The following is a 19940-nucleotide window of genomic DNA, read 5'->3' as shown; positions in this document are numbered from 1 at the left end:
AACGGAACTCCATGACCAACTACAGCCTGCGCGCACGCATGATGATTCTGATCCTGGCCCCGACCGTCCTGATAGGTTTGCTGCTCAGTATCTTTTTTGTAGTGCACCGCTATAACGACCTGCAGCGTCAACTGGAAGATGCCGGCGCCAGTATTATTGAACCGCTCGCCGTCTCCAGCGAATATGGTATGAACTTACAAAACCGGGAGTCTATCGGCCAACTTATCAGCGTCCTGCACCGCAGACACTCTGATATTGTGCGGGCGATTTCCGTTTATGACGATCATAACCGTCTGTTTGTAACGTCTAATTTCCATCTGGACCCCTCACAGATGCAGCTTCCCGCCGGAGCGCCGTTTCCACGTCGTCTGAGCGTCGATCGCCACGGCGATATTATGATTCTGCGCACTCCGATTATCTCGGAGAGCTATTCGCCGGACGAGTCAGCCATTGCCGACGCGAAAAATACCAAAAATATGCTGGGGTATGTGGCGCTTGAACTGGATCTCAAGTCGGTAAGGCTACAGCAATACAAAGAGATTTTTATCTCCAGCGTGATGATGCTTTTTTGTATTGGCATTGCGCTGATCTTTGGCTGGCGGCTTATGCGCGATGTCACCGGGCCTATCCGTAATATGGTGAATACCGTTGACCGCATTCGCCGCGGACAACTGGATAGCCGTGTGGAAGGATTTATGCTGGGCGAACTGGACATGCTGAAAAACGGCATTAATTCCATGGCGATGTCGCTTGCCGCCTATCACGAAGAGATGCAGCATAATATCGATCAGGCCACTTCGGACCTGCGTGAAACCCTTGAGCAGATGGAAATCCAAAACGTTGAGCTGGATCTGGCGAAAAAGCGTGCCCAGGAAGCGGCGCGTATTAAGTCGGAGTTCCTGGCGAACATGTCTCACGAACTGCGAACGCCGCTGAACGGCGTCATTGGCTTTACCCGCCTGACATTAAAAACGGAGCTGAACCCCACCCAGCGTGACCATCTGAACACCATTGAGCGTTCCGCGAATAATCTGCTGGCAATCATTAATGACGTGCTCGATTTCTCCAAGCTGGAAGCCGGTAAGCTCATTCTGGAAAGTATCCCTTTTCCACTGCGCAACACGCTGGATGAAGTGGTTACGCTGCTGGCCCACTCGTCGCATGATAAAGGGCTGGAGTTGACGTTAAATATTAAAAACGACGTCCCGGATAATGTGATTGGCGACCCGCTGCGCCTGCAACAGGTCATTACTAATCTGGTGGGTAATGCCATTAAGTTCACCGAGAGTGGCAATATCGATATTCTGGTAGAAAAGCGGGCGCTCAGTAACACCAAAGTACAGATTGAAGTGCAGATCCGCGATACGGGGATCGGCATTCCAGAACGCGACCAGTCGCGACTGTTTCAGGCGTTTCGCCAGGCCGATGCCAGTATTTCTCGCCGTCACGGCGGCACCGGGCTTGGGCTGGTGATTACGCAAAAGCTGGTCAACGAAATGGGCGGGGATATCTCTTTCCACAGCCAGCCTAATCGCGGCTCGACCTTCTGGTTTCATATTAATCTTGATCTTAACCCAAATGTTATTATTGACGGGCCGTCGACCGCATGTCTGGCTGGAAAACGGCTGGCTTATGTCGAACCGAATGCTACCGCCGCGCAATGTACCCTGGATCTACTGAGCGACACGCCGGTGGAGGTGGTTTACAGCCCGACCTTCTCCGCGCTGCCGTTAGCGCACTACGATATTATGATTTTGAGCGTTCCGGTGACCTTCCGCGAGCCGCTCACCATGCAGCATGAACGTCTGGCGAAAGCGGCGTCAATGACGGACTTTCTACTGCTGGCGCTACCTTGCCATGCGCAAATTAACGCCGAAAAGCTGAAACAAGGAGGCGCGGCGGCCTGTCTGTTAAAACCATTGACGTCAACGCGCCTGTTGCCAGCGCTGACGGAATATTGCCAGTTGAATCACCATCCTGAACCGCTGCTAATGGATACCAGTAAAATCACCATGACGGTTATGGCGGTTGATGATAATCCCGCCAATCTGAAGCTTATCGGCGCGTTACTGGAAGATAAAGTCCAGCACGTAGAGCTTTGTGATAGCGGACATCAGGCGGTGGATCGGGCGAAACAAATGCAGTTTGATCTGATTTTGATGGATATTCAGATGCCAGATATGGACGGCATACGCGCCTGCGAATTGATTCACCAGCTTCCTCATCAGCAGCAAACACCGGTTATTGCCGTTACGGCACATGCGATGGCCGGGCAAAAAGAGAAGTTGCTCAGCGCGGGCATGAACGACTATCTGGCTAAACCGATAGAAGAAGAGAAGTTGCATAATCTGTTGCTGCGCTATAAACCCGGCGCCAACGTAGCAGCGCGCCTGATGGCGCCGGAACCGGCTGAATTTATCTTCAATCCGAATGCGACGCTCGACTGGCAGCTTGCGCTCCGCCAGGCTGCCGGTAAGCCCGATCTGGCGCGGGATATGCTGCAAATGCTGATTGATTTTCTGCCGGAAGTGCGCAACAAAATTGAAGAACAACTGGTGGGAGAAAATCCCAACGGTCTGGTCGATCTGGTCCATAAGCTACACGGGAGCTGCGGCTATAGCGGCGTACCGCGGATGAAGAACCTTTGCCAGCTTATTGAGCAACAGCTTCGCAGCGGCGTCCACGAAGAGGAGCTGGAGCCTGAGTTTCTGGAGCTGCTGGATGAGATGGATAATGTCGCGCGTGAAGCGAAGAAGATATTGGGCTGATATTCGCCGGATGGCGGCATGACCGCCTTATCCGGCCTACAACTCAGCGTAACTGTTGCCCCGCTTTCAGCGTTGCAGCCACGTTGCGCGCGGTCATTCGTACGTTTTCACTCGCATTCTTCAGCGCGTCCTCCAGCGTACAGATGGTATAAATCACGCTGAAAACGGCATCAAGCCCATGTTCATGAACCACGCCAACATCCGCCGTCAGGCTACCCGCAATACCAATTACCGGCTTGTTATACCGTTTGGCGATGTTTGCCACGCCAATAGGGACTTTACCGTGAATGGTCTGGCTGTCGATGCGCCCCTCGCCGGTGATGACTAAATCAGCATCCGCAAGACACGCTTCCAGATGAAGCGCATCGGTGACAATCTCAATACCACGCCGTAGCTGCGCGCCGCAAAACGCGTATAACGCCGCCCCCATGCCGCCTGCCGCGCCGCCGCCTGCCAGATCCAACACATCGACATGCAGATCGCGGACAATCAAATGCGCATAGCGAGTCAATGCCGTATCCAGGCGTTCAATCATTTCCGGCGTCGCCCCTTTTTGCGGACCAAAAACCGCAGACGCGCCCTCTTTGCCGGTAAGGGGATTCGTGACATCGCAGGCGACCTCTATATGACACGCCGACAAACGCTTATCCAGGCCGCTGATATCAATGCTGGCGAGTGTTTCCAGCCCAATGCCGCCTTGCACAATATCATTGCCCTGCGCATCCCGTAGCCTGGCCCCCAGCGCCTGCACCATCCCCGCGCCGCCATCGTTGGTGGCGCTACCGCCGATACCAATAATGATATGCTCAACGCCCGCATCCAGCGCATGACGGATCAGCTCGCCGGTTCCCCATGATGTGGTCTTCAACGGATCGCGTTGCGCGGGCGGTACCTGCTCCAGCCCACTGGCGGCCGCCATTTCAATGAACGCGGAACGCGCATCGCCGGAAAGCCCATAAAACGCATTGACGCGATGCCCCAACGGCCCGGTGACCTCAACATGCACGATTCGACCCGCCGTCGCTTCAACCATCGCTTCGACAGTACCTTCTCCGCCATCAGCCAGCGGTAATTTCAGGTAATCGGCGTCAGGCCAGATCTCGCGAAATCCTTGTTCAATGGCGGTCGCTACCTCAAGAGCACTCAAACTTTCCTTATACGAGTCTGGTGCGATCACTATTTTCATAAGTCGTCCTTACGCATGTTGATCCTGTTAAGCATACACCCAGAGAAGGACCGGTTCCTTACGGAACCGGCTCTGACTTAACGCACCATGCAAGGACGCTTATTATCAAACGTCCAGCCAGGAATTAAGTACTGCATTCCCATCGCGTCGTCACGCGCGCCTAAGCCATGCTTTTGATAAAGCTCATGCGCTTTCATCACCTGATCCATATCGAGCTCAACGCCCAGCCCCGGTTTGGTCGGTACTTGCACCATGCCGCCTTTAATTTCAAACGGTTCTTTAGTCAGACGTTGGTTGCCTTCCTGCCAGATCCAGTGGGTATCGATCGCGGTGATCTTGCCCGGCGCCGCCGCGGCAACATGGGTAAACATCGCCAACGAAATATCAAAGTGGTTGTTAGAGTGCGAGCCCCAGGTCAGACCGAACTCATGACACATTTGCGCCACGCGTACAGAGCCTTGCATAGTCCAGAAGTGCGGGTCCGCCAGCGGGATATCGACGGATTGCAGCGACAGCGTATGCCCCATTTGACGCCAGTCGGTCGCTATCATATTGGTGGCCGTCGGTAATCCAGTCGCGCGACGGAATTCCGCCATCACTTCACGTCCGGAAAAACCCTGCTCCGCGCCGCACGGATCTTCTGCATAGGCCAGAGAACCTTTCAGGTATTTACCAATGCTGATCGCTTCGTTCAGCGACCAGGCACCGTTTGGATCGAGCGTGACGCGCGCTTGTGGGAAACGTTTCGCCAGCGCCACGATTGACTCGGCCTCTTCTTCGCCCGCCAGCACGCCGCCTTTCAGTTTGAAGTCGTTGAAGCCGTATTTTTCATAGGCGGCTTCCGCCAGACGCACTACCGTTTCCGGCGTCATCGCCTCTTCATGGCGCAGACGATACCAGTCGCATTGCTCATCCGGCTGGCTCTGATACGGCAGCGGCGTGGCCTTGCGATTGCCGACAAAGAACAGATAACCCAGCATTTCGACTTCGCTGCGCTGCTGACCGTCGCCTAACAGCGAAGCGACGTTGACGCCCAGATGTTGGCCTAAAAGGTCAAGCATTGCCGCTTCAATACCAGTCACCACATGGATAGTGGTACGGAGATCGAACGTTTGTAAACCGCGTCCGCCCGCATCGCGATCGGCAAACTGGTTGCGAACGGCGGTCAGGACATTTTTATATTCACCCAGCGTTTTTCCCACCACCAGTGGGATCGCATCTTCCAGCGTTTTGCGAATTTTTTCGCCGCCCGGAATCTCGCCAACCCCGGTATGACCGGAGTTATCTTTAATAATGACGATGTTGCGCGTGAAGAACGGGGCATGCGCGCCGCTCAGGTTCATCAGCATACTGTCATGGCCCGCAACCGGGATAACCTGCATTTCAGTCACTACAGGCGTCGTAAATTGAGTACTCATAACTGTGTCCTTATTCAGAATTAGTGACGACCAAAAACAGGGCGTTTGCGGTCAAAAGTCCAGCCGGGGATCAGGTATTGCATCGGGCCTGCATCATTACGCGCGCCGCCTGGCAGCGTTTTATACGCGTCATGCGCTTTTCGCACCTGTTCCCAGTCAAGCTCCACGCCCAGTCCTGGCGCATCCGGAACGGCAATTTTGCCGTTTTTAATTTCCAGCGGATTTTTAGTCAGGCGGCAATCGCCCTCCTGCCAGATCCAGTGCGTATCAATAGCGGTGGGTTTGCCTGGCGCCGCCGCGCCGACATGGGTAAACATCGCCAGTGAAATATCAAAATGGTTATTCGAATGGCAGCCCCAGGTTAGCCCCCAGTCATCGCACAGTTGCGCCACGCGAACGGCGCCGGTGAGAGTCCAGAAATGCGGGTCGGCAAGAGGAATGTCTACCGCATTGAGCATCGCCGCGTGTCCCATTTCACGCCAGTTGGTGGCAATCATATTGGTCGCTACCGGCAGTCCTGTAGCACGGCGGAACTCCGCCATGACTTCACGACCAGAGAATCCTTGCTCCGCGCCGCACGGATCTTCCGCGTAGGTCAGTACATCATTCAGCCCTTTGCACAACGCAATGGCTTCATCCAGTAGCCAGGCGCCGTTCGGATCCACGGTAATACGCGCGTCCGGGAAGCGTTTTTTTAGCGCGCGAACGGTATCAATCTCTTGTTCGCCCGGCAGCACGCCGCCCTTGAGTTTAAAATCTTTAAAACCGTAGCGATCCTGAGACGCTTCCGCCAGCCGCACGACCGCGTCGCTGTTCAGCGCTTCCTGATGGCGCAGACGGTACCATTCATGACTGCCCGGCGTGCTTTCCAGATACGGCAGATCGGTTTTAGTACGATCGCCAATATAGAAGAGATAGCCTAACACGGTGACGGCATCGCGCTGTTTACCGGGTCCTAACAGTTCACAGACCGGCACATTAAGCGCCTGTCCCAGTAGATCAAGCAGCGCCGCTTCCAAAGCCGCCACCGCGTTAACCCGCAGTTCAAACGTCCATGCGCCTTTACCAAAGGTGTCAAAATCAGCGGCCTGGTTGCCTTTATGCACCTGCTGCACCACTTTGTTCAGGCGGGCGACTTCCTGGCCTAATACCATCGGAATAGCATCGACCAGCGTCTGATAAATCACTTCTCCGCCCGGCGCCTCACCGACGCCAGTATGCCCGGCGTTATCGGTGAGGACGACGATGTTACGGGTGAAGTACGCGTTATGCGCGCCGCCGATGTTGAGTAGCATACTGTCATGTCCGGCAACCGGAATGACCTTCATGTCCGTAATAACGGGACTGGATTGCGTTGTCATGATAATTGTCCTGCGACAGGTTTCAGTTCAATACGCTTAATATCGCCTACCAGCACCAGATAGCTGATGATGGCCACCAGGGCATGTACGCCGACATAGATCAACGCGCCGTTGAAGGAACCGGTGGTGCCAACGATGTAACCAATCGCGATTGGCGTCACAATACCGGAGATATTGCCGAACATATTAAACAAGCCGCCGGAAAGACCGCTGATCTCTTTCGGCGCGGTATCCGCCATTACTGCCCAGCCCAACGCGCCGATACCTTTACCGAAGAAGGCCAACGCCATAAAGCCGATGATCATCCATTCCACGTTCACATAGTTACAGAACACCATAACCATTGACAGCAACATCCCCAGCACAATCGGCGTCTTGCGCGCGATATTCAGGGAGCCAGTACGACGCATCAGCCAGTCGGAAATGATGCCGCCCAACACGCCGCCGATAAAGCCGCAGACCGCAGGAACCGAGGCGACAAAGCCCGCTTTGAGAATCGACATGCCGCGCGCCTGGACCAAATAGACCGGGAACCAGGTAATAAAGAAATAGGTCAATGCGTTAATACAGTACTGACCGATGTAAACGCCAATCATCATACGAGAGCCCAGCAGCTGTTTGATCTGGCCCCATTTGACGCTAAACGGTACTTTCGCTTTGGTGTCTTTCTGATCCATATTGATCAGCGCGCCGCCTTCTGCGATGTACTCCAACTCTTTCTTATTTACGCCCGGATGGTTATTTGGTTCATGGATAACTTTCAACCAGATAAAGCTGATGATGATCCCTAACCCGCCCATAAAGAAGAAGACATGCGACCAGCCCACTTCGTGCGTCAGCCAACCCATAATCGGCGCGAAAATAACCGTGGCAAAGTATTGCGCGGAGTTAAAGATGGCCACTGCCGTTCCCCTCTCCTGCGCCGGGAACCAGGCTGCAACGATGCGACTGTTGCCCGGGAAAGAAGGCGATTCCGCCAGACCAACCAGGAAACGAAGCGTAAAGAGGGCGACAATAATGCCGAAACCACTAAAGATATCGACAAAACCCTGCAACAGGGTGAAGACTGACCAAATGAAAATAGACCAGAAATAGACGCGTTTGGAACCAAAGCGGTCCAGCAGCCAGCCGCCCGGGATCTGCCCGATAACATAGGCCCATGAAAAAGCAGAAAAAACATAGCCCATGCCTACCGGATCAAGGCCGATATCTTTGGCCATTTCTGAGCCGGCAATGGACAATGTGGCGCGGTCGCCGTAGTTGAAGGATGTGACGATAAACAGCATCACCACTATCCAGTAGCGGGCGTTCGTGCGTTTCTCCGCACTACTCGCCGCGTGACTTAATGAACTCATTGTTGCACTCCTGAAATTTCGCGTTAGCTACGCTCACTCTGAACTGCACAACCGGTAGGGAATCAGAGATAACGTTTCCTTGTTGCAGCTTTTATTAGGTCGTTTGCTTTGCACGCTGCATGCTTTTATTCACTGGCAGGAGAAGTATAAAAAGCGCGCCACACACACTCACCGTGCAACAACACAGTATTTTGGCGATGAATTACGCCTGTTTATGGCAAAAGCCCAGGACAGTGGAAGCCACTTCACGGAAATGAAATCAGAAGGCGCCAGGCGTCGACGCAGGAGGAGTAAAAAGAGAAGAATGTGAAACAGGTCGCTTGATTACATGAAAACGCCCGTAAAAAACTGCCGCTTTTGCGGGCATATGCCCAAAGCTAACACGATTCAGTTACTTTACACTGTATACAGGTCGTGATTTTGCTTACTGGCAACGCAAGCAAACGAAAAGGTACCCTCCCGTAGGGGGAGGGATTTACCTCAGGAAAGTAAAGTTCCCCAGTTTTCAACCCAGGGATTGGACTGGCTCTCCGGCTCCGGATGTTCGCTGGCGTCAATGAATAGCATCTCCCCCACCCGCTGCGCGCTTTGCTCCTGCAACAGGGCATCAAACTGTTTGCCGCCATTACAGAAATTGGGGTAGCTGCTATCACCTAGCGCAATCACCCCGTAACGCAGGTTTGGTTGAAAACCGACTGTATCTTTAATGCCGTGAAAGAGCGGCGCAATGCTATCCGGTAGATCGCCCTGCCCGGTCGTCGAGGTAACGACCAGCGCAACCTTATCCTGATATTGCTGCCAGTCGGACAGTTCAGGATCTTCAAACACGGTCGCGCTGTGGCCCTGTCTGGCGAGGATCGCTTCCGCTTCTTCCGCCACCAGCAGTGAGTTGCCATACATGGTCCCGACAAAAATACCAATTTCCGCCATTATGCGTATCTCCCTGAATTATGCCTGATGAGTCTCATCCTGCCGGGACGCCGCCGTAAACTCAACCCTTTCATTGTCAGGGAGAAGTCCACGCCAGCCAAACTGTGTCAGCGCCTGCATCCAGGTTTCATCCAACCCGGCCTGAATCATCAACGGCTGTCCGGTGAAGGGGTGCGTCAGTTCAAGCCGACTGGCATGAAGCATCAGGCGACGACAGGCAAAATGTTCCGCTGCGCTGCGGTTTTGTCGCAAATCGCCATGCTTGCTGTCGCCGATGATAGGATGACGCAGATGCGCCAGATGACGGCGAAGCTGGTGCTTGCGTCCCGTTTTTGGTTCCAGCTCAACCAGACCATAACGCGTGGTGGGATAACGTCCGGTCGGCACCGCCATTTCGACCGTCGCCAGTCCGCGATACTGCGTTACAGCCGGCTGGGGCGCTTTATCCTCGCGGGCGAATTTATCAGCAATTTTATCGCGCTCTTCCACCAGCGGATAATCCAGTACTGCGTCATCCATCAGCCAGCCGCGCACAATGGCATGGTAGCGTTTACGGATGTGGTGCTGCTCGAACTGCTGCGCCAGACGGCGTCCCGCTTCGCTGGACAGCCCCATTAACAGTACGCCCGACGTGGGTCTGTCGAGACGGTGGGCGGTAAAAACATGCTGGCCGATTTGGTCGCGCACCGTTTGCATGACCACGACTTTTTCGTCGCGATCCAGCCAGCTCCGGTGAACAAGCCAGCCTGCGGGTTTATTCACGGCAACCAGCCACGGGTCTTGATAGAGGATCTCCAGCATCAGGATTTATCGCGGACGAATAGCGCATCCAGATCCTGCAAAACCGCCAGGATCGCCTCCCTCTGCGGATGATCCGCCGCCAGCGCCATTTCATAATAAGGGGCGACGGCAAACGCCTCGGGCAGTGGCTGCGCATTATCAAGTAGGGTATGCATACGTGGGATCAATACCCATTGCAGCCATTCCAGCGGTTCCATGGTATCCATAAAAAATGGTTGGGTGCTGGTAAACAGGTGCGCCTGCGGCGCATCCAGCCGCCAGTGGCGATGCTCGCGCAGCAGCGTTTCAAGCGCATGTAACTGCTGACGCACACGGTCATGAGTCGTCATGTTAAAAACCTCAATGATGAAAATCTGGCGCGAAGAATAACAAAAAAAAGGGAGCACTGTATAAACAGTGCTCCCGGTTCGTTTCGCAGCATTCCAGCTACTTTTCGTGCTCCCTGCTCATCCGTGACAACTTTTCCTGTGACCTTACGGCCTGTTCATCCTGAACGTTTGCATCCTGCGCACATCGCCCGATGTGATAGCTTCTTCCTGAAGCGTCCCTGGTCATCCAGACCCGCCGAACATCCTGATCGGCTCTCGTTCTCCGTCCTGGAGGTGTCCTTTAACGCATCCTGCGCTTTCCACTTTGCTTCATCCTGAAGCCTTTCCTTGTAACACCATCCTGGCGTGTCCTGCTGAAGCGTCATCATCCTGACGTTCGCTTCGTTGTACGACTCCCTGTCGACGAAGATAGAATCGCCTGTTTCACCTTGTCTTACAAGACACCTACAGACAATACCTTAAGTAAATTTTCATATGAAAGTGCGCAAAAACATTTTAACAGGTTGTTTTATATAGACTTACATAAGAAAACGGGACTCAGTATCCGCTGATATCCTGGCGATCTCCTACAGACTTTGTAAGAGATCTCTCACACCTGTTAGGGCAAACGATTACAGAAGAGGATTAAGTTGCGTAAGGAATTCCGCAAGCGTTGCGGCAAGAACGGTACGATTGCGGGTGCCCAGCGTTTCTTTAATCACCTCGCCGGACAGATTACAGACCGAAATGACCTCAAGCTCATTTTCCTGCGTCGCAATAAAAAGCGTGGGAGGAAGCTTGAGCCGCTTTTGCGTGACCAGGTGGCCTATCAGATTTTCCTGCACGCGCCGAAAGTCATCCTGACTCCAGGTTTGCAGTAGCGTAAGCTTTTCATCCGCGAACTGCGCGGGCATGTCGCCAGCAAACTGCGTGGTGTAAAACGCGTGGAGCGCAGGTTGTACCATAATATCGAAGGCGCGTTCAACCGCGTTTACATTTTCTTCGCCTTCAAAAGGTTGCGGCTGCCAGTAAACGGCATCGCGGGTTGAAGAAATAATGCACGGAGAAGGTACGCCATACAGTTCTTCGCTCAACGGCCAGCTACCGTGTTTTTCTTGCCACGCGTCGCAGTAACGCGTCGTAAAGGCTTTCAATGCCTGCGCTGTCAGTTCGTCCACCAGTTTCTCTCTTCATAAAAGCCAGGATACACTTGGCGCATAGTGTATCTGGTTTATGACGGTGAAACATGTCTTCTTATGAAAACCATCAGGCTCTCGATGGCCTGACTCTCGGAAAATCAACGGATTACCGGGACAATTATGACGCCAGCCTGCTGCAGGGCGTACCGCGCAGTTTGAATCGCGACCCGCTCGGATTAACAGCCGATAATTTGCCGTTCCACGGCGCGGATATCTGGACGTTGTATGAACTTTCCTGGCTTAACAGCCGTGGTCTTCCGCAGGTCGCCGTCGGGCATGTCGAACTGGATTACACCAGCGTTAATTTAATCGAATCCAAAAGCTTTAAACTGTATCTGAACAGCTTTAACCAGACGCGCTTTGACACCTGGGAGACGGTGCGCCAGACGCTGGAGCGCGATCTGCGCGCCTGCGCGCAGGGCAACGTTAGCGTGAGGCTTCATCGTCTTGATGAGCTGGAAGGACAGCCTGTCGCCCATTTCCACGGCACCTGTATTGACGATCAGGATATCAGTATCGACAACTACCAGTTTACTACCGACTATCTGCAACATGCGGTCAGCGGCGAGAAGCAAGTAGAGGAGACGCTGGTCAGTCATCTGCTGAAATCCAACTGCCTGATCACCCACCAACCGGACTGGGGCTCAATACAAATTCAGTATCGCGGGCGCAAAATCGACAGGGAAAAACTGCTGCGTTATCTGGTCTCCTTCCGTCACCATAATGAATTTCACGAGCAGTGCGTAGAGCGTATTTTTAATGACATTCTGCGCTTCTGCCAGCCGGAAACGTTAAGCGTTTATGCGCGCTATACCCGCCGCGGCGGGCTGGACATTAATCCCTGGCGCAGCAATGCCGATTTTGTGCCCGCCACGGGCAGGCTGGCGCGTCAGTAATCTTTTTTGTCAATTTTGCGTGCCGGATTGCGCATGTAAGGTTGTGAAAGGTCATCAGCCAGGGCTATTGTAATCAACAGGGAATGGCGTGTTGCGTCCCATAAGGAGTTTACTTGATTACACATATTAGCCCGCTTGGCTCAATGGATATGTTGTCGCAACTGGAAGTGGACATGCTGAAACGCACGGCCAGTAGCGACCTGTATCAACTGTTTCGTAACTGTTCACTTGCCGTTCTTAACTCCGGCAGCCTGACCGACAACAGCAAAGAGCTGCTGTCCCGCTTTGAAAATTTCGATATTAACGTGCTGCGCCGCGAGCGCGGCGTGAAGCTGGAATTGATTAATCCGCCTGAAGACGCCTTTGTTGACGGGCGGATTATTCGTGCGCTACAGGCTAACCTGTTCGCGGTGCTGCGCGACATTCTCTTTGTGAATGGGCAGATCCACAATGCCGGTCGTTTCCAGCATCTGGATCTTGAAAGCTCAACACATATCACCAATCTGGTGTTCTCCATTTTGCGCAACGCCCGGGCGCTGCACGTCGGCGAAGCGCCAAACATGGTGGTATGCTGGGGCGGCCACTCAATTAACGAAAACGAGTACCTGTATGCCCGTCGCGTCGGCACACAGTTGGGATTACGCGAGCTGAACATCTGCACCGGCTGCGGCCCTGGGGCGATGGAAGCCCCCATGAAGGGCGCGGCGGTCGGTCACGCGCAGCAGCGTTATAAAGACAGCCGCTTTATCGGCATGACTGAACCTTCCATTATTGCGGCTGAACCGCCTAACCCGCTGGTGAACGAACTGATCATCATGCCGGATATCGAAAAACGCCTGGAAGCGTTCGTCCGTATCGCACACGGTATCATCATCTTCCCGGGCGGCGTGGGTACGGCGGAAGAGCTGCTTTATTTGCTGGGGATTCTGATGAATCCAGCCAATAAAAATCAGGTGCTGCCGCTGATCCTGACCGGACCAAAAGAGAGCGCCGATTACTTCCGCGTGCTGGATGAGTTTATTACCCATACGCTGGGCGAAGCGGCCCGCCGTCATTACCGCATCATCATTGACGATGCGGCGGAGGTAGCGCGGCTGATGAAGAAAGCGATGCCGCAAGTGAAAGAGAATCGCCGCGATACCGGCGACGCCTATAGTTTTAACTGGTCGATGCGTATTGCACCGGATCTGCAGGTGCCGTTTGAGCCGTCGCATGAGAATATGGCCAACCTGAAACTGTACCCGGATCAGCCGGTTGAAATTCTGGCGGCGGATCTGCGGCGCGCCTTCTCCGGTATTGTCGCGGGGAACGTGAAGGAGGTCGGGATACGCGCCATTGAAGCTAATGGTCCGTATAAAATCCACGGCGATCGAGAGATGATGCGTCGCATGGACGATCTGCTGCAGGGATTCGTCGCGCAGCATCGTATGAAATTGCCAGGTTCCGCCTACATCCCCTGTTACGAGATCTGCGCTTAGCGCTTATGCCCGGTTGCCGCCAGCAGCCGGGCGCTTCCCCCATTCCTTTCATTGCGGTATGGCGATTAACGTATGCCTTCATTTTTTATGATGATCATCAGAGGCATAGCCCGCATTGTTTTATAAACACCATTTATAATTCACCATAAATAGATTGCCAGGCAAACGTTTACCTCACTCCTCTTACCGTGATTTATCGGTTCAAACTCTTATTCTTCGCCAGAATTCACTAAAAACCTTGATTTTTATAGTCAAACCTCCGTATCTTGCGCCCCAATCTTTCCGGCCTTATATCGTTAATGGTAGCCTTCGCGCCCGGAAATTCGTTATGACGTTTTTTTTATAGATTAATGGTCCAAATTTATCCATGTAAGAAGCGGATTATTGCATTTGAGATCGGGATCACTGATAGATTCATCACTTAAATGTATCTTTCCGCCCGAAAATTATTACGGCGAAAAATTATATAAAAAGCGTCCCTAAGCAGATTTCATTTTACGATCAGGTCTTTTTTCATTGGATTAGACCAGCAACCTGATTTTTAGCATCCTCCAGGAGAAATAGATGGAAACCACTCAGACCAGCACTATTGCTTCGATTGACTCTCGAAGCGCATGGCGCAAAACGGATACCATGTGGATGCTGGGCCTTTACGGCACGGCAATCGGCGCGGGCGTTCTGTTCCTGCCGATCAACGCAGGCGTCGGCGGCATGATTCCGCTCATCATCATGGCGATTCTCGCTTTCCCGATGACCTTTTTCGCACACCGTGGTTTAACCCGCTTCGTGCTGTCCGGTAAAAACCCGGGTGAAGACATCACTGAAGTCGTTGAGGAACACTTCGGTATCGGCGCAGGTAAACTGATTACCCTGCTCTACTTCTTCGCGATTTACCCCATCCTGCTGGTTTACAGCGTGGCGATTACTAATACCGTGGAAAGCTTCCTGACCCACCAGTTAGCGATTAATCCGCCGCCGCGGGCGATTCTTTCCCTGATCCTGATTGTTGGCATGATGACCATCGTGCGCTTCGGCGAGCAAATGATCGTTAAGGCGATGAGTATCCTGGTATTCCCGTTCGTCGCTGCGCTGATGCTGCTGGCCTTGTACCTGATCCCGCAGTGGAACGGCGCGGCGCTGGAAACGCTGTCCTTTGATTCCGCCGCGTCTACCGGTAACGGTCTGTGGATGACGCTGTGGCTGGCGATTCCGGTGATGGTTTTCTCTTTCAACCACTCCCCGATCATCTCCTCCTTCGCGGTTGCGAAGCGTGAAGAGTACGGTGAAGGCGCTGAGAAGAAATGTTCTAAAATTCTGGCCTTCGCCCACATCATGATGGTGCTGACCGTGATGTTCTTCGTCTTCAGCTGCGTGCTGAGCCTGACGCCGGCAGATCTGGCGGCGGCAAAAGAGCAGAACATCTCTATTCTGTCTTACCTGGCGAACCACTTTAACGCGCCGATCATCGCCTGGATGGCGCCGATCATTGCGATGATTGCTATCACCAAATCCTTCCTCGGCCACTACCTGGGCGCGCGTGAAGGCTTTAACGGTATGGTGATTAAATCGCTGCGTGGTAAAGGTAAATCCATCGAAATCAACAAACTGAATAAAATTACCGCGCTGTTCATGCTGGTCACCACCTGGATTGTGGCGACGCTGAACCCCAGCATCCTGGGCATGATTGAAACCCTGGGCGGCCCGATCATCGCGATGATTCTGTTCCTGATGCCGATGTATGCCATCCAGAAAGTACCGGCAATGCGTAAGTACAGCGGTCATATCAGCAACGTATTCGTTGTGATTATGGGCCTGATTGCCATCTCCGCTATTTTCTACTCACTGTTCAGCTAAGTCCTTTAGCGCCGCTTACCGCGGCGCTTCTCTATGATACAACCGCAATGGATGCCCTATGATTAGCGTATTCGATATTTTTAAAATCGGCATTGGCCCTTCCAGTTCTCACACCGTCGGACCAATGAAAGCAGGCAAGCAGTTCACGGACGATCTGATTGCCCGCCATATCCTTACAGATGTCACCCGCGTCGTGGTGGATGTCTACGGCTCTCTGTCATTGACGGGTAAAGGCCACCACACTGATATCGCCATTATTATGGGCCTGGCGGGGAATCTGCCGGACACCGTCGATATCGACGCCATTCCGTCCTTTATCCAGGATGTGAACACCCATGGGCGTTTACTACTGGCCAATGGGCAGCATGAAGTCGAATTTCCGGTCGATAAATGCATGAATTTCCACGCCGACAACCTGTCTCTGCATGAAAACGGGATGCGTATTACCGCGCTGGCGGGCGATAAGGTGCTCTACAGCCAAACCTACTACTCCATTGGCGGCGGCTTTATCGTCGATGAAGAGCACTTTGGTTTGACGAATAGCGAACCTGTTAACGTGCCGTACCCTTACAAAACCGCCGCGGATTTACAGCGTCACTGCCAGGAGACGGGTCTGTCGCTCTCCGGTCTGATGATGCAAAACGAACTGGCCCTGCACAGTAAAGAAGCGCTGGAGCAGCACTTCGCCAGGATCTGGGAGGTAATGCGCAGCGGTATTGAGCGCGGTATCACCACCGAGGGCGTATTGCCGGGCAAACTGCGCGTTCCGCGTCGCGCGGCGGCGCTGCGTCGGGTGCTGGTCAGTCAGGATAAGACCACCACCGATCCGATGGCGGTCGTCGACTGGATCAATATGTTCGCGCTGGCGGTGAACGAAGAGAATGCCGCAGGCGGACGAGTAGTCACTGCGCCGACTAACGGCGCATGTGGTATTGTTCCGGCGGTGCTGGCGTACTATGACAAGTTTATCCGCGAAGTAAATGCTAACTCACTTGCTCGCTATATGCTGGTCGCCAGCGCGATTGGCTCGCTGTATAAGATGAACGCCTCTATTTCCGGCGCCGAAGTGGGTTGTCAAGGAGAGGTCGGCGTGGCCTGTTCCATGGCGGCAGCGGGTCTGGCCGAGCTGCTGGGCGGTAGTCCGGCGCAGGTGTGTATCGCCGCAGAAATCGCCATGGAGCATAATCTGGGGTTAACTTGCGATCCGGTTGCCGGTCAGGTCCAGGTTCCCTGCATTGAGCGTAACGCGATTGCTTCAGTCAAAGCGGTCAACGCCGCGCGTATGGCGCTGCGCCGTACCAGCGAACCACGCGTATGCCTCGATAAAGTGATTGAGACCATGTACGAAACCGGTAAAGACATGAACGCTAAGTACCGCGAAACTTCGCGCGGCGGCCTGGCGATGAAGATCGTTACCTGCGATTAATTCTCAGCACATTTTAGGATCTGTAGGCCGGATAAGGCGCTCGCCGCCATCCGGCTTTTGTTGCCTGATGTCGCTTCGCTTATCAGGCCTACGGATAGCGCTATTTCGCAATGCTCGCCTCCCCCCGCCGTGAATGTTACCCTACGCGCAGGTTTGTAAGGGAGAACACCGTGGCTGCTCATCTGCTTATCGTCGACGCGCTCAATTTGATTCGCCGTATTCACGCCGTTCAGGGATCGCCCTGTGTGGAAACCTGCCAACACGCGCTCGATCAATTGATTATCCACAGCCAGCCAACCCATGCCGTAGCGGTATTTGATGACGACGCGCGCAGCAGCGGCTGGCGTCATCAGCGTTTGCCGGACTACAAAGCAGGACGTCCGCCGATGCCTGACGATTTACATAATGAAATGCCCGCCCTACGCGCCGCGTTTGAACAGCGCGGCGTACGCTGTTGGGCATCAGATGGTAATGAAGCTGACGATCTGGCGGCGACGCTGGCGCTAAAAGTTACCGAAGCCGGACACCAGGCAACCATTGTGTCAACCGATAAAGGCTATTGCCAGTTGCTCTCTCCGGGATTGCGCATTCGCGACTACTTCCAGAAACGCTGGCTGGACGCGCCGTTTATTGAAAAAGAGTTTGGCGTACTTCCCCGACAGTTGCCGGATTACTGGGGTCTGGCAGGAATCAGCAGTTCGAAAGTCCCCGGCGTTGCCGGTATCGGCCCCAAAAGCGCGACCCAGCTGTTGATTCAGTTTCAAAATCTGGAGGGAATTTACGCCCATCTGGACGAGGTGCCGGAAAAGTGGCGCAAAAAGCTTGAGACGCATAAAGAAATGGCATTTCTCTGCCGCGATATTGCACGTCTGCAAACCGATTTACATATTGACGGAAACTTACAGCAGCTACGGCTGGCGCGGTAGTTTTGTTGCCGGATGGCGGCGTGAACGCCTTATCCTGCCTACAGGACTGCACGAAATGTAGAGCGGATAAGCGCAGCGCCATCCGGCAAAATTACCAGGCGATATGATACAATTCGACAATGTCCGCCAGACTCGCTTCACGCGGATTGCCGCCCGTACAGACATCATCGAACGCCGCCTGCGCCAGCGCCGGGATATCCTCTTTTCGAACGCCGACATCACGCAAATGCAGCGGAATTCCCACATCGCGATTTAACGCAAATACGGCTTCCACTGCGGCATTACGCGCCTCTTCAAGGCTCAATCCTTCTACCTTCACCCCCATCGCCCGGGCGATATCACGGAATTTCTCGTTGGTAGACCCGGCATTGAAACGCATCACATGCGGAAGCAAAATAGCATTCGCGACGCCGTGCGGCGTGTTGTAAAACGCGCCCAGCGGATGCGCCATCCCATGCACCAGTCCCAGCCCCACATTGGAAAACCCCATCCCGGCAACGTATTGCCCCAACGCCATCGCCTCACCGGCCTCTTTTTCTCCGGCTACGGCGCCGCGTAGCGCGCCAGCAATAATCTCAATGGCTTTGATATGTAATGCATCCGTCAGCGCCCATGCGGCCCGGGTAATATAGCCTTCAATAGCATGGGTTAGCGCATCCACGCCCGTTGCCGCTTTCAGCGCGGGCGGCATACCGTCCATCATATCGGCATCGATAAATGCCGCCTGCGGAATATCATGTGGATCGACACAAACGAATTTGCGCCGTTTCTCTTCATCGGTAATCACATAATTGATAGTGACTTCCGCCGCGGTTCCCGCCGTTGTCGGGATCGCCATAATCGGCACGCTGGGTTTACGGGTCGGCGATAGCCCTTCCAGACTGCGCACATCGGCAAATTCCGGATTGTTACTGATAATACCGATCGCTTTGCAGGTATCCTGCGGAGAACCGCCGCCAATGGCGATGAGATAGTCCGCGCCGCTTTGGGTAAAGACCTTAAGCCCTTCCTGGACAACGGAAATCGTAGGATTAGGGATCACGCCCGCATAGATTTCCCACGCCAGCCCTGCGGCATCCATTCTGCTTGTCACTTTATCGACCACACCGCATTGCACCAGCGTTTTATCCGTAACAATCAGCGCTTTATGATAACCGCGGCGCGTCACCTCATCGGTTAATGCGTCCACCGCTCCCCGGCCAAACCATGCCGTTTCATTCAGAATCATTCTGTTCGCCATCGCCTGTCTCCTGACATCACTCTTCAATACGTAATCCGTAAGTTTTAAATTTCTCCAGTACGATAGCGATCGCCTCGTCATCCAGTACCGGTACCGGATCGACAATGGCCAGCGTACTTAAATAGAGCTGCGCCAGCACTTCCACTTCATGCGCCAGCCACAATGCTTTGTCTAAATTGTCTTCACAAGCGATAAGCCCGTGATGCTGTAACAGCGTCGCTTTACGATTTTTAAGCGCCACAGCAACATGGTCAGAAAGTTCGCGGGTGCCAAAAGTGGCGTAGGGCGCGCAGGGAATAGAGTTTCCCCCAGCGGCGGCAATCATGTAGTGAATTGCCGGAATCGGGCGATTCAGGATCGAGACTGCCGTACAATGGACAGCGTGGTTATGTACCACGGCATTGGCGTCAGGGCGCGTCTGGTATGCCGCCATATGAAAACGCCACTCGCTGGAAGGCAGTTTGCCCTGCTCATGCTGACCGTCTGCATCAATAAAGACAATGTGCGACTCTGTCAGCTTCTCGTAGGGGATCCCCGTCGGCGTAATCAGCATTCCGCCCTGATAACGTACGCTCACGTTACCTGCCGTCCCCTGATTTAACCCTAACCGCGTCATTTCCAGACAGGTATCAATAATCTGCCGCGCCAGTCTATTTCGTTCCATTATTTACCTCTCTCTGTGATTCAAAATGAGACAACAAAACCGCCTTTCGCATCGCACTGCTGTCCTGTTGAAATAATCGAATAGTTAGCAACTATCATCATACTGAATAAAGAGAAGGGAATTTAAATAA

16 protein-coding genes are annotated in these 19940 nt (G+C 53.7%); 6 read left to right on the top strand and 10 right to left on the bottom strand.

All coding sequences use genetic code 11. The features are described 5' to 3' along the window. Positions 1-11: 11 nt before the first annotated feature. Positions 12-2768 (top strand): two-component sensor histidine kinase BarA, encoded by a 2757-nt coding sequence (barA, locus tag ACLJPE_RS11335; protein WP_000186400.1) that lies wholly within the window; start codon positions 12-14, stop codon positions 2766-2768. Between the two features lie 43 nt (positions 2769-2811). On the opposite strand, the gene ACLJPE_RS11330 is transcribed toward barA, so the two are convergent. From ACLJPE_RS11330 to syd, 8 genes are all read right to left on the bottom strand, one after another. Then, positions 2812-3954, bottom strand: a complete 1143-nt coding sequence (locus tag ACLJPE_RS11330) for a glycerate kinase (RefSeq protein WP_039512792.1) — start codon at positions 3952-3954, stop codon at positions 2812-2814. A gap of 77 nt (positions 3955-4031) precedes the next feature. Beyond that, positions 4032-5372, bottom strand: coding sequence for a glucarate dehydratase (gudD, locus tag ACLJPE_RS11325; protein WP_000107113.1), 1341 nt, complete (start codon positions 5370-5372; stop codon positions 4032-4034). Between the two features lie 20 nt (positions 5373-5392). Then, the gene (locus ACLJPE_RS11320) at positions 5393-6733 is read right to left on the bottom strand and encodes an enolase C-terminal domain-like protein (protein ID WP_000211804.1); all 1341 of its coding nucleotides are present in this window, start codon (positions 6731-6733) and stop codon (positions 5393-5395) included. Next, positions 6730-8088 (bottom strand): galactarate/glucarate/glycerate transporter GudP, encoded by a 1359-nt coding sequence (gudP, locus tag ACLJPE_RS11315; protein WP_000097015.1) that lies wholly within the window; start codon positions 8086-8088, stop codon positions 6730-6732. The genes ACLJPE_RS11320 and gudP overlap by 4 nt, the downstream gene beginning before the upstream one ends. Before the next feature lie 480 nt (positions 8089-8568). Next, positions 8569-9018: a flavodoxin gene (locus tag ACLJPE_RS11310; RefSeq protein WP_000807739.1), complete on the bottom strand. Its 450-nt coding sequence runs from the start codon at positions 9016-9018 to the stop codon at positions 8569-8571. 18 nt (positions 9019-9036) lie between these two features. Next, positions 9037-9819: a tRNA pseudouridine(65) synthase TruC gene (gene truC / locus ACLJPE_RS11305; RefSeq protein WP_000890030.1), complete on the bottom strand. Its 783-nt coding sequence runs from the start codon at positions 9817-9819 to the stop codon at positions 9037-9039. Further along, the gene (locus ACLJPE_RS11300) at positions 9819-10148 is read right to left on the bottom strand and encodes a YqcC family protein (protein ID WP_000207010.1); all 330 of its coding nucleotides are present in this window, start codon (positions 10146-10148) and stop codon (positions 9819-9821) included. Before ACLJPE_RS11300 ends, truC begins: the two co-directional genes overlap by 1 nt. A gap of 611 nt (positions 10149-10759) precedes the next feature. Continuing rightward, positions 10760-11305, bottom strand: a complete 546-nt coding sequence (gene syd, locus ACLJPE_RS11295) for a SecY-interacting protein (protein ID WP_000343990.1) — start codon at positions 11303-11305, stop codon at positions 10760-10762. A 68-nt stretch (positions 11306-11373) separates the two neighbouring features. On the opposite strand from syd, the gene queF reads away from it, so the two are divergent. The 5 genes from queF (at position 11374) to xni (ending at position 17906) form a co-directional block, all read left to right on the top strand. Then, positions 11374-12222 (top strand): NADPH-dependent 7-cyano-7-deazaguanine reductase QueF, encoded by an 849-nt coding sequence (gene queF, locus ACLJPE_RS11290; protein WP_000100465.1) that lies wholly within the window; start codon positions 11374-11376, stop codon positions 12220-12222. A gap of 113 nt (positions 12223-12335) precedes the next feature. Beyond that, positions 12336-13700, top strand: coding sequence for a nucleotide 5'-monophosphate nucleosidase PpnN (gene ppnN, locus ACLJPE_RS11285; protein WP_000627973.1), 1365 nt, complete (start codon positions 12336-12338; stop codon positions 13698-13700). A 564-nt stretch (positions 13701-14264) separates the two neighbouring features. After that, the gene (sdaC, locus tag ACLJPE_RS11280) at positions 14265-15554 is read left to right on the top strand and encodes an HAAAP family serine/threonine permease SdaC (RefSeq protein ID WP_000450462.1); all 1290 of its coding nucleotides are present in this window, start codon (positions 14265-14267) and stop codon (positions 15552-15554) included. A 58-nt stretch (positions 15555-15612) separates the two neighbouring features. Further along, positions 15613-16980, top strand: a complete 1368-nt coding sequence (locus tag ACLJPE_RS11275; RefSeq protein WP_031601831.1) for an L-serine ammonia-lyase — start codon at positions 15613-15615, stop codon at positions 16978-16980. A 170-nt stretch (positions 16981-17150) separates the two neighbouring features. Further along, positions 17151-17906, top strand: coding sequence for a flap endonuclease Xni (xni, locus tag ACLJPE_RS11270; RefSeq protein ID WP_001519360.1), 756 nt, complete (start codon positions 17151-17153; stop codon positions 17904-17906). Positions 17907-17997: 91 nt separating this feature from the next. On the opposite strand, the gene fucO is transcribed toward xni, so the two are convergent. Together fucO and fucA are read right to left on the bottom strand one after the other, a co-directional pair. Further along, positions 17998-19146 carry a lactaldehyde reductase gene (fucO, locus tag ACLJPE_RS11265; RefSeq protein ID WP_000013562.1) on the bottom strand — a complete coding sequence of 383 codons (1149 nt, stop codon included), beginning with the start codon at positions 19144-19146 and terminating at the stop codon, positions 17998-18000. A 16-nt stretch (positions 19147-19162) separates the two neighbouring features. Then, on the bottom strand, positions 19163-19810 hold the full coding sequence (fucA, locus tag ACLJPE_RS11260) for an L-fuculose-phosphate aldolase (protein ID WP_000440827.1): 648 nt from the start codon (positions 19808-19810) through the stop codon (positions 19163-19165). Positions 19811-19940 lie beyond the last annotated feature (130 nt).

It is taken from the genome of Salmonella sp. SAL04196 (assembly GCF_046550835.1).
GTDB lineage: Bacteria > Pseudomonadota > Gammaproteobacteria > Enterobacterales > Enterobacteriaceae > Salmonella > Salmonella enterica.
Note: the sequence above shows the minus strand (reverse complement) of the source record. Positions and strands in the feature narration are given on the sequence as shown.